Source organism: Variovorax sp. GW823-FHT02B07 (assembly GCF_058797695.1).
In genome coordinates this window covers 312,219-326,109 of sequence record NZ_JBXAJX010000003.1, presented here as the reverse complement: position 1 = coordinate 326,109, position 13,891 = coordinate 312,219, and the positions used below count along the sequence as shown (strand labels likewise).

At 71.0% G+C, this 13,891-nt stretch carries 12 protein-coding genes; 11 read left to right on the top strand and 1 reads right to left on the bottom strand.

Annotated elements, in window-relative coordinates:
* The first annotated feature begins 25 nt into the window (after positions 1-25).
* From AC1RGU_RS19300 to AC1RGU_RS19250, 11 genes are all read left to right on the top strand, one after another.
* Entirely contained in the window at positions 26-598 is a 573-nt protein-coding gene (locus AC1RGU_RS19300; RefSeq protein WP_223301388.1) for an RNA polymerase sigma factor, read from the top strand.
* Complete coding sequence (locus tag AC1RGU_RS19295; protein WP_492697415.1) at positions 595-1,605, top strand: FecR family protein; 1,011 nt, start codon at positions 595-597, stop codon at positions 1,603-1,605. Before AC1RGU_RS19300 ends, AC1RGU_RS19295 begins: the two co-directional genes overlap by 4 nt.
* Positions 1,606-1,676: 71 nt before the next feature.
* On the top strand, positions 1,677-4,169 hold the full coding sequence (locus AC1RGU_RS19290) for a TonB-dependent receptor (protein WP_492697414.1): 2,493 nt from the start codon (positions 1,677-1,679) through the stop codon (positions 4,167-4,169).
* 1 nt (position 4,170) lies between these two features.
* Positions 4,171-5,562, top strand: a complete 1,392-nt coding sequence (locus AC1RGU_RS19285; RefSeq protein WP_492697412.1) for an MFS transporter — start codon at positions 4,171-4,173, stop codon at positions 5,560-5,562.
* A gap of 51 nt (positions 5,563-5,613) precedes the next feature.
* Entirely contained in the window at positions 5,614-7,287 is a 1,674-nt protein-coding gene (locus AC1RGU_RS19280) for a serine hydrolase domain-containing protein (protein ID WP_492697410.1), read from the top strand.
* Positions 7,284-9,650: an alpha/beta fold hydrolase gene (locus AC1RGU_RS19275; RefSeq protein ID WP_492697408.1), complete on the top strand. Its 2,367-nt coding sequence runs from the start codon at positions 7,284-7,286 to the stop codon at positions 9,648-9,650. Before AC1RGU_RS19280 ends, AC1RGU_RS19275 begins: the two co-directional genes overlap by 4 nt.
* Entirely contained in the window at positions 9,647-10,810 is a 1,164-nt protein-coding gene (locus tag AC1RGU_RS19270; protein ID WP_492697406.1) for an alanine racemase, read from the top strand. The genes AC1RGU_RS19275 and AC1RGU_RS19270 overlap by 4 nt, the downstream gene beginning before the upstream one ends.
* A 30-nt stretch (positions 10,811-10,840) precedes the next feature.
* Positions 10,841-11,707 carry a MotA/TolQ/ExbB proton channel family protein gene (locus tag AC1RGU_RS19265; RefSeq protein WP_492697404.1) on the top strand — a complete coding sequence of 289 codons (867 nt, stop codon included), beginning with the start codon at positions 10,841-10,843 and terminating at the stop codon, positions 11,705-11,707.
* A 31-nt stretch (positions 11,708-11,738) separates the two neighbouring features.
* On the top strand, positions 11,739-12,167 hold the full coding sequence (locus AC1RGU_RS19260; protein WP_095948763.1) for an ExbD/TolR family protein: 429 nt from the start codon (positions 11,739-11,741) through the stop codon (positions 12,165-12,167).
* Between the two features lie 28 nt (positions 12,168-12,195).
* A complete protein-coding gene (locus tag AC1RGU_RS19255; protein WP_139702542.1) occupies positions 12,196-12,633 on the top strand; it encodes an ExbD/TolR family protein in 438 nt (145 codons plus the stop codon).
* The gene (locus AC1RGU_RS19250; RefSeq protein WP_070062086.1) at positions 12,630-13,286 is read left to right on the top strand and encodes an energy transducer TonB; all 657 of its coding nucleotides are present in this window, start codon (positions 12,630-12,632) and stop codon (positions 13,284-13,286) included. Before AC1RGU_RS19255 ends, AC1RGU_RS19250 begins: the two co-directional genes overlap by 4 nt.
* A 24-nt stretch (positions 13,287-13,310) precedes the next feature.
* On the opposite strand, the gene AC1RGU_RS19245 is transcribed toward AC1RGU_RS19250, so the two are convergent.
* The gene (locus AC1RGU_RS19245; protein WP_159273067.1) at positions 13,311-13,778 is read right to left on the bottom strand and encodes a helix-turn-helix transcriptional regulator; all 468 of its coding nucleotides are present in this window, start codon (positions 13,776-13,778) and stop codon (positions 13,311-13,313) included.
* Between the last annotated feature and the right edge of the window lie 113 nt (positions 13,779-13,891).

Here is a 13,891-nt window from a genome sequence, read left to right as displayed (position 1 = left end):
GCCCTTCAATTTCCAGGAGCGCTTCGTGGTTCTCAGTGACTTGGATGCCTGGTTCGTCAGCGAGGTGCTGCCGATGGAAGCCGCGCTCACGCGCTTCCTTCGCCGCAACTGGCGCGACGACGCCGAAGTGCCCGACCTGCGGCAGGACGTCTACGTGCGCATTTACGAGTCCGCCTCCAGATCCATGCCCGACCAGGTCAAGCCTTTCGTTTTTGCCACCGCGCGCAACCTGCTGATCGACCGCGCCCGGCGCGCGCAGATCGTTTCCATCGAGATCATTGCCGACCTCGACGCGCTCGATTTCTCGGCCGACGAGCTCACGCCCGAACGCCACGCCGCCGGCCGCGGCGAGCTGCGGCTGCTGCAGACCGCGCTCGACGCGCTGCCCTCCAAGTGCCGCCGCGTGGTCGAGATGCGCAAGATCGACGGGCTCTCGCAGCGCGAGGTCGCCACGCAACTGGGCATCACCGAGGACACGGTGGAGCGCCAGGTCTCGCGCGGCGTGCGCGCGCTGGCCGACGCCTTGCTGTCGGGCGGCGTGCAACTGGACACCAAGGCCTTCGGGCGAGCGCAGAACGAGCGGAGGCTCTCACCATGAGCGAATCGCAGCGCATTGAGTCGTTGGCCGCCGACTGGCTGGCCCGCCGCGACAGCGGCGACTGGACCGACACCGACCAGCAGCAGCTGGACGCCTGGATCGCCGCTTCCATCGCCCACCGCGTGGCGTGGCTGCGGCTGTCCAGCGCGTGGGAGCGCGGCGACCGGCTGGGCGCGCTGCGCACGCCGGCGGTTCCCATTCCCCTGCCCACGCCGGCGCCGGCGCCGGCACCCGCACCGCAGGCCGCACGGCCCGCTCAACGCCTGTCGCGCTTCTCGCTGCAACGCATCGCCGCCGGCGTGCTCGTGGCCGCGGCCGGCACCGCCTGGCTCGGCTGGCAGTACACGCAGGAAGAACGCGGCCAGCACTACGCCACGGCCGTGGGTGCGCGCCAGTCGGTCGCGTTGTCCGACGGCTCGAAGCTCACGCTGAACACCGCCACGCAGGTGCGCACGGCCGTGAACGACAGCGGGCGCAAGGTGTGGCTGGACGCGGGCGAGGCCTACTTCGACATCGCGCACGACAAGAACCATCCCTTCGTGGTCATCGCCGGCGACCGCCGCATCACCGTGCTGGGCACGCGCTTCCTCGTGCGGCGCCAGGGCGAGCAGGTGAACGTGACGGTGGAGGAAGGGCGCGTGCAGATCGCCGCGGCCAAGCCCGATGCCCGAAGCGCCGAGCCCACCGTGCTCACGCGCAACCAGGCCGCGGTCACGCATGCCGACAACGTGCTCGTGATGTCCAAGGCGCCCAAGCAGGTCGACGACGAACTCAGCTGGCGCGAAGGCAAGCTCGTGTTCGACCAGACCACGCTGGGCGACGCGGCAGCGCAGTTCAACCGCTACAACCTGCGCAAGCTGGTGATCGCCGACCCGGTCATCGCGCAGGTGCGCATCGGCGGCAGCTTCGATGCGAACAACATGAGCGGCTTCGTGGGGCTTCTGAAGCAGGGCTTCGGCCTTGCCGCGCATGAGAGCGGCAACGAAATCAGAATTTCGAATCCGTAAATTACCGGAATGTGACGGGGCATTCGTCTCAGTGGGTACCCAAACAAATAACCACGCTGGAGACACACACAATGAATCGCACCGCGCCCCGCACCGGCCTGCCGCCCCAGAAGAAGCGAACGTACGGCGCACTGCGCCCGTGGGTCATCGGCGGCGCGTGGGCGCTGGCCAGCGGCATGGCCGCGCACGCGCAGACGCAGGCCCCGCCGCAGGGCTTCGACGTGAGCGGCGGCGATCTCAAGACCGCACTGGACGCCTACATCGCGCAGGGCGGCGTGCAGCTGCTCTACAAGGTCGACGACGTGAAGGGCGTGGCCACGCGCGGCGTGAAGGGCGCGCTCTCGCCGCAGGACGCGCTGGCGCGGCTGCTCGAAGGCACGCCGCTGCAGACGCGCCGCGGTGACGACGGCGCCATCGTGATCTACACGGCCGCCGCTGCAAAGCCGCAGGCCGACGAGGCGCCGCAGTCGCTCGACAGCGTCACCATCACCGCCACGCGCCGCCGCGAGCCGGTGCGCGAGATCCCGATGCAGGTCAACGTGATGAAGGCGCAGGCGCTGGAGCGCGCGGGCGCCAAGAACCTGGCCGACTACGTGGCCGAGCAGCCGGGCGTGAACCTCACCAGCAGCGGCAGCGTCGGCGGCACGCTCACCATGCGCGGGCTGACCACCGGCCCGGTGCAGGGCATCGCGACCGTGGGCGTGTACGTGGACGACGTGGCCACCGGCATGAGCTCGGCCGGCGCGAGCGGTGGCAACACGCCGCTGGACATGGGCATGCTCGACCTCAGCCACATCGAGGTGCTGCGCGGCCCGCAGGGCACGCTGTACGGCGCCGGCGCCATGAGCGGCGTACTCAAGTACGTGACCAACCAGCCCGACACCATGGAGTTCGCGGGCTCGGTGAAGCTGGGCACCTCGTGGACGCAGGGCGGCGGCCCCGGTTTCACGACCGGCGCGGTGCTCAACGTGCCGATCAAGGAAGACGTGGCGGCCATCCGCTTCGCCGCCTTCACCGACCAGTTCGGCGGCAGCTACGACGCCACGGGCCTGGCGCGCGGGCGCAACATCGACCGCGGCCACACCGACGGCGGCCGGGTCTCGCTGCTGCTCACACCCACGCGCGAACTCACGGTGCGCCTCACGGGCACGGTGCAGGACGTGCATCGCAAGGGCCTGGGCTTCGAGGACATGGACCAGCGCACGCTGCGCCCCTGGACGCGGGAGCGCACGCGCCAGCTGTCGGCCAACGAGTCGTACAGCAACCTCACGCAGCTGTTCGGGCTGGACGTGGAATACGACTTCGGCTGGGCCCGCCTGAACTCGATCACCTCCGCGCAGGACGTGAAGATCAACAACACCGTCGACGTCACCGGCCGCTACGGGCCGATGCTGAGCGCGCTGCGCCTGCCGGTGGCCTCGGTGCCGGTGAACAGCGCCGTGGAGCAGCACCGCGTCAGTCAGGAGTTCCGCCTGACCTCGCGCTCGGGCACCACCATCGAGTGGCTGGCGGGCCTGTACCTGAACCGCGAACGCGGCAGCAACAACGGCGTCATGGACGCCAACCTGATCGGGGGCCGCAGCCTCGGCCTGCTGACCTCGACGCAGTCCTCGCGCTACCGCGAGGAGGCGGCCTACGGCGACGTCACCTGGAACGTGACGCCCAAGTTCTCGCTCACCGGCGGCGTGCGCCTGGCGCGCAACAACCAGAAGTACGCCAGCCGCCAGACCGGCCAGCTCGTCGGGTCGGTCGCCGCCAGTGCCGCCGGCACCTCGTCGGAAAGCCCCACCACCTACCTCGCCGCCGCCAAGTACACGCTGTCGGACACGAGCACCATGTACTTCCGCGCGGCCAGCGGCTACCGCCCCGGCGGTCCCAATGTGCTCAAGGCCGACACCGACCGCAACGTGGTGCAGCCGATGTACAACTCCGACTCGCTGTGGAGCTACGAGCTGGGCTACAAGGCCGACCTGCTGGACCGCACGCTGTCGCTGGAGGCGGCGCTGTACGACATCGAGTGGACCGGCGTGCAGCAGCCCACGCGCAGCGGCGCCTTCGTGTTCGTCACCAACGCGGGCGCGGCCCGCATCAAGGGCAGCGAGGTCACGCTCAACTGGAAGCCCAGCAAGGAATGGCGCTTCACCGCCAACGCCGCGGCCGTCGATGCGCGCCTGACTGAGGATGCCAAGGGCCTGGGCGCCAAGGCCGGCGCGCGCCTGCCGCACACGCCGCGCTTTGCCGCCACGCTGGGCGTGACGCGCAACTTCAGCCTGGCCGACCACCCGGCCTACGTCGGCATCAGCGCGCGCTACACCGGCAAGCGCGATGCGGGCTACCGCGGCAGCACGGTCATTCCGAGCATCAACATGCCGGCCTACACGCTGGTCGACCTGCAGGCGGGCATCGACTTCAAGCGCTTCAGCGTCTCGGCCTACGTGCGCAACCTGACGAACAAGCGCGGCATCGTGTCGATCGAAACCGGACTCAACGCGAACCCGAACCTGGTGACTGCGGCGCTCGTGCCCGCGCGCACCATCGGCGTGAACGTCAACGTTCCGTTCTGACATGTCGGGCCTCCCACCGTTCGCGGCACCGATGCCGCTGGATGCGGCCGCCCCTGCGGCCCTGGAAACGACCCGCAAGGCGCCCACCAGCGCCTGGTATGCGCTGGCGGTGCTCATCATCGCGACGGTGCTGGGCTCGATCGACAAGGTCATCCTCACGCTGCTGACGGAGCCGATCCGCCAGACGCTGTCGCTGTCCGACACGCAGCTCGGGCTGCTGCAGGGCGCGGGCATCGTGCTGTTCACCGGCATCGCCACCTTGCCGCTGGGCTGGCTCAGCGACCGCTACGACCGGCGCGTGGTGCTCGCGGCCTGCGTGGTGCTGTGGAGCGCCGCCACCGCCATGCGCGGCACGGCCATGGACTACGGCGTGCTGTTCGTCGCCTCCGTCGGCCTGGGCGTGGGCGAGGCGGGCCTCACGCCCATCACCAACAGCATGATCCCCGACTTGTTCCCGCGGGCGCAGCGGGTGCTGGCGAATGCGGTGTTCGCGCTGTCGGCCATCTTCGGCAGTGCGCTGGGCGCGCTGCTGGGCGGCACCATCGTGCACCTCACCGACGACCTGCGGCCCTGGCTGCCGGTCGCGATGCAGCAGCTCGAAGCCTGGCGCCTGACCTTCTTCGTGCTGGCCAGCGCCGGCATTCCGGTGACGCTGCTGGTGCTGTCGATCCGGCGCACGCCGCGCGGCGGCGCACTGGAAGCCAAGGCAACGCCGGGGGCACCGGCCACCGACGCACCGGGCGCCACGACCCTGCGCCAGCACCTGCGTCAGCACTGGCGCACCTTCGCGGGCCTGGTGGTCGGCGTGGGCCTGACCAGCGTGGGCCTGAGCTCGCTGGGCACCTGGCTGCCGATCCTCACGGCGCGCACCTACGGCGTCACGCCGGTGCAGATGGGGCAGGGCATGGGTCTGGCCTTCCTGTGCGGCACGGTGGCCGGCGGCCTGCTGGGCGTGCTGTCGATGCGCTACGTGCAGCCGCGCATGGGGCCGGCCGCGGCGCTGCGGCTGATCATGCTGGGCAACCTCTCGGCGGCGCTGATGTCGACGCTGCTGCTGTTCACGAGTTCGGCCAACCACAACTTCGCGCTGCTGGGCCTCTTGGTGGTGCCGCTCATCGGCAGTGCGGTGCTGCTGCCCAACGTGCTGCAGGACGCGGCGCCGCCGCACCTGCGCGCCCGCACCATCGCCATGCTCACGCTGGCCAGCCTGCCCTTCGGCGTGGTGGGGCCGCTGGTGGTGGGCATGTTGTCGGACGCCCTCAAGTCGATGCCCAACGGGCTGGCGGTGTCCATCGTCGTGACCACGCTGGTCGGCGGCAGCCTGGGCGCCATGGTGCTGCGCGCCGCCGAAGGCCCGTTCGTTCGCCTGATGCGCGAAGCGAAGCCGAACTGAGCCTGCCGCGTCGAGATCCCGCTCCCCCCTTTCATCGTTCGTTGTTCCTCCATGTCACAACCACACCCTTCAGCCTCTCTTCCTGACACCGCCTCCGCACTGGCCGCCATCGACGCGCTGGTGGCGCCCCTGAACCGCAGCGACGCGCCCGGCCTGGTGCTGGCCATCGCGCAGCATGGCCGTCTGCTGTACCGCCGCGCCGTCGGCATGGCCAGCCTGGAGATGGGCGTGGCGCTCAAGCCGACCACGCGCATGCGCATCGCCTCCACCAGCAAGCACTTCACGGCGATGGCCGTGCTGCTGCTGGCGGAAGACGGCCTGCTCGACGTGGAAGACCCGGTGCAGAAATACCTGCCCGAGCTGCCGCAACTGAGCGCCAACGGCCCCACGCTGCGCCACCTGCTCACGCACACCAGTGGCTGGCGCGGCCACGACGAGCTGTGGGCCATCGCGCACGGCCTCACGTTCACGCTGCCCGGCCCGGGCCTGCCCGCCATGGCGCGCCAGAGCGAGCTGAACTTCGAGCCCGGCACGCACATGGTCTACAGCAACGGCGGCTACTTCCTGCTGGCCAAGATCGTCGAGCGCGTGAGCGGCCAGAGCTTCAACGACTTCCTGAAGGCGCGCCTGTTCGACCCGCTGGGCATGGCCGACACCTCGTCGGTGGTGACCGACCTCGACGTGGTCCCCGGCATGGCCGGCCTGTACATGCCCGCGCTCGGCGGCGGCTGGCGCCGCGGCCTGTACCCGTGCGAACTCGACGGCGGCGGCTCGCTGGTGTCGACGGCGGACGACATGCTGCGCTGGCTCGCGCACATGCACGGCAGCGAGAAGATCGTGGGCAGCGCGAAGAGCTGGGCCCTGCTGTCGGCGCCGACCACGCTGTCGTCGGGCTCCCAGGTGAACTACGGCTTCGGCCTCGCGCGCCACCCGTACCGCGGCGTCGAGATCGTCCACCACGCGGGCGCCGTGCTCGGGGCGCAGTCGCAGATGATCAGCGTGCCCAGCCACGGGCTGGACATCATCGCCATGGTGAACGGGGCGCCCGTGTCGCCGTCGGCGTTGGCCCTCAAGGTGATCGAGCTGCTGCTGGGCGACGCGCTCGCGCCGCCCGAGGTGCGCCCGCTGGCCAGCGCCTTCCCCGCGCTGCCCGGCCAGCGCTACCACGCCCCCTCCACCGGCGGCCTGCTGGGCTTTGCGGACGTGGCCGGCAAGCTGGCGCTGTCGTGGCAGGCCGGCGAGCCCAGGCCCCTGAACCAGGGCGACGGCAAGCTCTGGCTGGGCCTGCAGGACCTGCCGACGAACGACCTCGTGATCGACACCGTCGACATCGATCCGCAACGCGCACCCGATGCCTTCGTGCTGCACGAAGGTGGCCAGCCGCGCCGCTTCGAGCGCCTGCCCGAGACCGCGCCCGATGCCGCGTCGCTGGCCGACGAACTGTGCGGCGACTACACCAGCCCCGACCTCGACGCCACCGCGCGGATGGTGCTGGTGGACGGCAGGTTGCAGCTCACGGTGCAGGGCCGCCACGGCCAGCACGCGTGCGTGCTGACGCCGCTGTCGGCCGACGTGGCGACGCTCGCCTCGGTCGACCCGGTGCTGGCCCAGCTGGGCAAATCGGTTCTCAACGTGGAGCGCAAGGGTGGCCGGGTCGTGGGACTGCTGTTCGCCACCACGCGCTCGCGAAACATCCACCTTGCCCGCCAGGAGCCCCGCGCATGAAGTTCTTCACCACCCTGTTCGCCACCGAGACCAACACCTTCGTCTCGGCCCCCACCGGCCTGGGCAGCTACGAGGAATACGGCATCTTCCGCGGCGACGCCAGCACGCGCGACGCCACCGGCTACGGCCTGTATGCCGTGGAAGTGCGCCGGCAGCTGGCCGCCGAAGGCCATGAAACGGTCGAAAGCCTGCTGGCCTTCGCGCAGCCGCTGGGGCGCACCGTGCGCAGCGTGTACGAGCGCCTGCGCGACGAGATCCTGGACGACCTGCGCAAGGCCGGCCCGGTCGACGGCGTGATCCTCGTGCTGCACGGCGCGATGGTGGCCGACGGCTACGACGACTGCGAAGGCGACGTGATCACGCGCGTGCGAGAGATCGTCGGGCCGAACGTGCCCATCGGCGTCTCGCTCGACCTGCATTGCCACTTCACGCAGAAGATGGTGAACACGGCCGACGCGATCATTTGCTACAAGGAATATCCGCACACCGATGCGTTCGAGCGCCTGACCGAGCTGATCCGCATCGTGGTCGACACCGCGCAGGGCCGCGTGAAGCCCGTGACGGCCGTGCACGACTGCCGCATGGTCGGCAAGTGGCACACCACGCGCGAACCGATGGCCGGCTTCGTGCGCCGCATGCAGGACGTCGAGAAGCTGCCAGGCGTGCTCTCGGTGTCGCTGGGCCATGGCTTCCCCTGGGCCGACGTGCCCGAGTCGGGCGCCAAGCTGTGGGTGGTGACCGACAACGACCCCGCGCTGGCCGCCAAGCTGGCCGAAGAACTCGGCCGCGGTTTCTGGGACCTGCGCCACGAGACCGGCGTGCCCTCGCTCTCGATCGAGGAGACGCTCGCCAAGGCCATGGCCGTGCAGGGCGGCCCCGTGGTCATTGCCGACACCGCCGACAACCCCGGCGGCGGCGCCACCAGCGACAGCACCTTCATGCTGCGCGCCGTGGTCGAGCGCGGCATCGGCGACGTGGCCTTCGGCGGCGTGTGGGACCTGGGCGCGGTGCAGCTGTGCCGCGACGCGGGCGTGGGCGCGAGCTTCGAGCTGCGCCTGGGCGGCAAGTGCGGCCCGGCCTCGGGCGACCCGATCGACCTGCACGTGACGGTGATGAACGTGGTGGAGGCGCATTCGCAGGGCGGCCTCTCGGGCGTGCGCACGCCCATGGGTCCGTGCGTGTGGGTGCAGGCCGCCGACGGCGTGGACATCGTGCTCATCAGCAAGCGCAACCAGGTCATCGGCGCCGACCTCTTCACGGGCCTGGGCATCGACCTGGCGGCCAAGAAGCTGGTCATCGTGAAGTCGGCGCAGCACTTCCACGCGGAGTTCGGGCCCCTGGCCAAGTCGGTGCTGTACGTGTCGACGCCGGCCTCGCTGAGCACCGACTTCGCCAACCTGCCGTACCGCGTGCGCGACCTGGACTACTGGCCGCGCGTGGAACAACCCGGTCGCCCGCACCACATGGCCGCGCCCGGCGAGCTCTACACCATCGACGGCCGCGCCATGCACCTGCAGCGCAGCGGCCCCGTGGCGGCCAGCGCGGCGCAGCCCACGCTCGTGATCGAGGCCGGCGGCGGTTGCGCCTCGCCGACCTACGCGCGCCTGCAGCAGGCGCTGGCGGCCAAGCACCCGGTGATCAGCTACGACCGCGCCGGCATGGGCTGGAGCGAAGCCGACGACGCGCCCTTCGACGGCGAGCGCACCGCGCACCGCCTGCATGCGCTGCTCGCAGCCGCCGGCGTGACGGGCCCGATCGTGCTCGTCGGCCATTCGCTCGGCGGCCTGCTGAACCGGGTCTACGCGGGCCTGTACCCGCAACAGGTCGCAGGCGTGGTGATGCTCGACGCCAGCCACCCCGACCAGTTCGCGATGTACGAGCACCCGCCCGAATCGCAGTTCGCGGCCGAGCGCGTCAAGCGCGCGGACTTCCAGGCCGGCGGCCCGCCGCCGCCGGAGCAGGCGCCCATCGAGGCCCTGTTCGCCGACATGCCGCAGGTGCTGCGCCAGATGAAGGCGACCTACACGCCCGAAGCGCTCGACACCATGGTGGCCGAGGTGCGCGGCCTGCCGCACGTCGCGCGCCAGGCGGCCGCGTCGCCCGACTTCGGCTCGCGTCCGCTGGCCGTGCTGTGGGCGAAGCAGCAGCCGCTGCCGGCCGGTGCCGACCCGGCCATTGCCGCGGTGCAGCAGCGCTGGCCCGAGTTCCAGGAAGCGCATGCGGCGCTGTCGACGCAACGCCGCCTGGCGTGCATCGAAGGCGCCGCGCACATGACGCTGGTGCTGCTGCCGCCGCTGGTGCAGCGCGTGGCCGAGGAAATCGACGGCGTGATGGCGCAGATCGCCTCCGGAACCGGCCGATGACGCCCCTGGCCGAACTTGTCACGCCCGCGCTGCTGCTCGACGTCGGCGTGCTCGAGCGCAACTGCGAAGCGATGGCGCAGCGCGCGGCGCGCCACGGCGTGGCGCTGCGCCCGCACCTGAAGACCGCCAAGTCGGCCGAAGTGGCGCGGCGCGCCACGCGCGGGCAGGCCGGCGGGCTCACGGTGTCGACCGTGGCCGAGGCCGCCTACTTCGCGCGCCACGGCTTCACCGACCTGACCTACGCCGTGGGCATCGACGCGAACAAGATCGAAGCGCTGCACGACATCCAGCGCACGCATGGCGCGCGCGTGACGCTGCTGGCCGATTCGGTCGAGGCGGTGCAGGCGGCCGGTGCCCGCGCGCGGGCGCTGGGGGCGAGCTTCCGTGTGCTGCTGGAGATCGACACGGGCGGCGGCCGCGGCGGCATCGGTCCGCGCGACGACGGCCTGCTCTCGCTCGCGCGCGAGGTGCAGCGCAGCGAATCGCTGGCGCTGGCCGGCGTGCTCACGCATGCGGGCCACAGCTACCACGTGCAGGGCGGCACGGCGATCCGCGCCATCGCCGAGGCCGAACGCGCCGGCGCCGTGCATGCGGCCGAACGGCTGCGCGCGGTCGGCATCCCGGTCGAGGTGGTGAGCGTGGGCTCCACGCCCACGGCCGTGTGCGCGCAGTCGCTCGAGGGCGTCACCGAGATGCGCCCCGGCGTCTACACCTTCTTCGACCTGGACCAGGCGGCGCGCGGCATCTGCGGCGTGGACGAGATCGCGCTGTCGGTGCTGGCCACGGTGATCGGCCACAACCCGCGCTCGCGCCGCGTGCTGATCGATGCCGGCGCGCTCGCGCTGTCGAAGGACCAGTCGGCGGCCGAGTTCCGCGCCGGCCTGGGCTTCGGGCTGGTGTGCCGGGCCGACGGCACGGTGCCGCTGCCCGGGCTGTGCGTGGCCGAGCTGCACCAGGAGCACGGGCTGATCGCGTGCGAAGGCGATGACGACGCACAGGCCATGTTCCGCGCGCTGCCCCTGGGCGCCCGCGTGCGCGTGCTGCCGCACCACGCCTGCATGACGGCCGCGCCCTACGACCGCTACCACGTGGTGGACGGCGCGGGCAGCGGCGTGCAGGCGGTCTGGGACAAGGCGCACGGCTGGCAGGCCGGCGCCTGAAGCCAATCTATTTTTCTGGAGAAGACAACGATGACGAAGACATTCCTTGCACGGCTGACGGCCGTGGCCGCGCCCTTTGTTCTGGCCCTCGGCCTGGGCAGCGCGCCGCAACTCGCAGGCGCCCAGACGCCGGCCGCACCGCAGGCCGCGGCCAGTGCTGCTGCCGCCACGCCGGCGCCCGTGGCGGTGCCCGAGAAGCCCGCCGCCCCGGTTGCTGCGCCGGCCGCCACCCCCAAGGTCGACAACCCCTACGGCGTGGGCGCGCTCTGGTCGCAGAGCGACGCCGTCGCCAAGGCCGTGCTCGCCATCCTGGCGATCATGTCGATGGGCAGCTGGTACGTGATCGTCACCAAGCTGCTCGAGCAGATGCGCATGGGCCGCCAGGCGCGCGCGGTCGACAACGAGTTCTGGAACGCGGGCACCGTGCAGGCCGGCACCGCGCGGCTGGCCGAGGGCAGCCCGTTCCGCTTCATCGCCGACGCCGGCATGCAGGCCACGCAGAAGCACGACGGCCTGCGCGGCAAGGTCGACTTCGCCGACTTCGTCGACCTGTGCATCCACCGCGCCACCGAGCGCGTGCAGCGGCGCCTGGGCAACGGCATGTCGCTGCTGGCCACCGTGGGCTCGACCGCGCCCTTCGTCGGCCTGTTCGGCACCGTCTGGGGCATCTACCACGCGCTCACCGCCATCGGCGTGGCGGGCCAGGCCTCGATCGACAAGGTGGCGGGCCCGGTGGGCGAGGCGCTCATCATGACCGCCATCGGCCTGGCCGTGGCCGTGCCTGCCGTGCTGGGCTACAACTGGCTCCTGCGCCGCAACATCACCGTGATGGACGACGTGCGCGAGTTCAGCGGCGAGCTGCACTCCGTGATCCTGGCCGGCAGCGCCGCGGCCTGACGCGCGCGCACGCACGCAAGCGGATCGCGCCATGGCGATGAACATCCCGGCCTCCGGGGGAGACGAGGAACAGGCCATCGCGGCCATCAACACCACGCCGCTGGTCGACGTGATGCTGGTGCTGCTGATCATCTTCCTCATCACCATCCCGGTGGTCAATTACTCGGTGCCCGTCGCGGTGCCGAAGGAGCGCAACGAGGTGCGCGAGAGCAAGCCCGAGACCGTCGTGATCTCGGTGGACGCCGCCGGCCGCACCTACTGGTACGACACGCCGGTGCGTGACACGCCCGCGCTGGTGGCGCGGCTCACCAAGGTGGCGGCCCTGAACCCGCAGCCCGAGGTGCACATCCGCGGCGACTGGCATTCCGACTACGAGCCGGTGGGCCGGATCATCTACGCCTGCCAGGCGGCCGGGATCGCCAAGGTGGGCTTCATCACCGAGCCGCCCGCGCGCAACTGAGACGAGCAGACAGCGAGACAAGCAAGCCATGCCAAGAAAACAGAAGCAGGGGCGGCGCAGCAGCACGCCTTCCGACGAGCCGATGATGGACATCAACACCACGCCGCTCATCGACGTGATGCTGGTGCTGCTGATCATGCTGATCATCACCATTCCGATCCAGCTGCATTCGGTGAACCTGAACATGCCCACGGGCAACCCGCCGCCCAGCGAGCTCAAGCCCGAGGTGCTGCGCATCGACATCGACGCGCTCAGCGTCGTGCAGTGGAACGGCGAGCCGCTGGCCGACCGCGGCGAGATGGAACGGCGCTTCGAGCAGGTCGCCGCGCAGGCGGTGCAGCCCGAGGTGCACCTGCGCCCCGACCGGCGCGCCAAGTACGAGGTGGTGGCCGGCGTGATGGCCTCGGCGCAGCGCACGGGCGTGAGCAAGCTGGGCATCGTGGGCGCGGAGCAGTTCATCCCATGAAGCGCTCCCGCAAGGACTTCAACCCGAAATCGCGCTTCGGCCCCGTGGGCATCGCCGTGATGGTGCTGTTCCACGTCGGCGTGGGCTACGCGCTCGTGTCGGGGCTGGCGCGCCAGACGGTCGAGCTGATCAAGAAGCCGATGGACGCGACCATCATCAGCGAGATCAAGCCGCCGCCACCCCCACCCCCGCCGCCCCCGCCGCCGAAGAAGATCGTGCGGCAGGAAACGCCCAAGGCCCCGCCGCCGCCGCGCCCGGCCTACGTGCCGCCGCCGGCCGTGACACCGCCCGCCACGTCGGCGCCGGCGATCACCGCCGTGCAGAACACCGAGCCCGTGCCGCCGCCGCCGGCCGCACCGCCGGCGCCCCCCGCGCCGCCGGCCCCGCCGAAGGCGACCACCACCGACATCGCGGTGGCCTGCCCGCGGCAGGTCAAGCCCGAGATGCCACGCAAGGCGATGGACGAAGGCATCGGCGGCGTGGTCAAGGCCGAGGTGCGCATCAAGGGCGGCCATGTGCAGGAGGTGCGCTTCCTGTCGGGGCCGCGCGTGTACCACTCGGCCGTGCGCGCCGCGGTGATGCGCTACGAATGCCAGACCACGGGCGATGCCGAGGTGCTGGCGACGCAGGAGTTCGTCTTCCGCATCGAGTAGAGGGAAGGAGCCGATCTCTCTTCTTCAGACAGATCGGCCCATGGCGAGCGCGCGCATCACGGCGGCCGTGCGCGTCTCGACGCCCAGCTTCACGTAGACATGCTCCAGGTGCTTGTGCACGGTGCGGGGGCTGATCGTCAGCAGGGCGGCGATCTCGGCGTCGGTCTTGCCCTGCGAGAGCCAGTGCATGACATCGCCTTCGCGCGGCGTGAGGCCGGCAGGCTGTGCATCGGGCAACGGCGCCGGAGCGCGGCAGGCCAGCCGGTACAGGAAGGCCACCGCCATCGCATGCTCCAGCCCCACGCGCCGGCAGTAGTCGGCCTGCTGGGCGGCGCGGCGCAACTCGCGCCGGCCCGGCGCCTTCGCGATGCGGCGGGTGGTGCGCGTGGGATGCGCGTCGGCGCTGCGATGCCGCACGGGCACATGGCCGGACTCCAGTTTGTCCAGCAGGCGAAGTGCGCTCGCCCAATCGTTGCGCGACAGGTGCGTCATGGCATGCCCTTTCACGGTGCATACGCATTGCTGCGTATGGCGCCCGCACGCATCGAGAGACAGGATGCTCGCAGGCCCTTTGCCTCGAATTCAGTATAGGCAGGCAGCGGGCG

Coding starts and splice junctions, on each gene's coding strand:
- AC1RGU_RS19295 (WP_492697415.1), top strand. CDS start 595: ATGAGCGAATCGCAGCGCATTGAGTCGTTGGCCGCCGACTGGCTGGCC.
- AC1RGU_RS19290 (WP_492697414.1), top strand. CDS start 1,677: ATGAATCGCACCGCGCCCCGCACCGGCCTGCCGCCCCAGAAGAAGCGA.
- AC1RGU_RS19285 (WP_492697412.1), top strand. CDS start 4,171: ATGTCGGGCCTCCCACCGTTCGCGGCACCGATGCCGCTGGATGCGGCC.
- AC1RGU_RS19280 (WP_492697410.1), top strand. CDS start 5,614: ATGTCACAACCACACCCTTCAGCCTCTCTTCCTGACACCGCCTCCGCA.
- AC1RGU_RS19275 (WP_492697408.1), top strand. CDS start 7,284: ATGAAGTTCTTCACCACCCTGTTCGCCACCGAGACCAACACCTTCGTC.
- AC1RGU_RS19270 (WP_492697406.1), top strand. CDS start 9,647: ATGACGCCCCTGGCCGAACTTGTCACGCCCGCGCTGCTGCTCGACGTC.
- AC1RGU_RS19265 (WP_492697404.1), top strand. CDS start 10,841: ATGACGAAGACATTCCTTGCACGGCTGACGGCCGTGGCCGCGCCCTTT.
- AC1RGU_RS19260 (WP_095948763.1), top strand. CDS start 11,739: ATGGCGATGAACATCCCGGCCTCCGGGGGAGACGAGGAACAGGCCATC.
- AC1RGU_RS19255 (WP_139702542.1), top strand. CDS start 12,196: ATGCCAAGAAAACAGAAGCAGGGGCGGCGCAGCAGCACGCCTTCCGAC.
- AC1RGU_RS19250 (WP_070062086.1), top strand. CDS start 12,630: ATGAAGCGCTCCCGCAAGGACTTCAACCCGAAATCGCGCTTCGGCCCC.
- AC1RGU_RS19245 (WP_159273067.1), bottom strand. CDS start 13,778: ATGACGCACCTGTCGCGCAACGATTGGGCGAGCGCACTTCGCCTGCTG.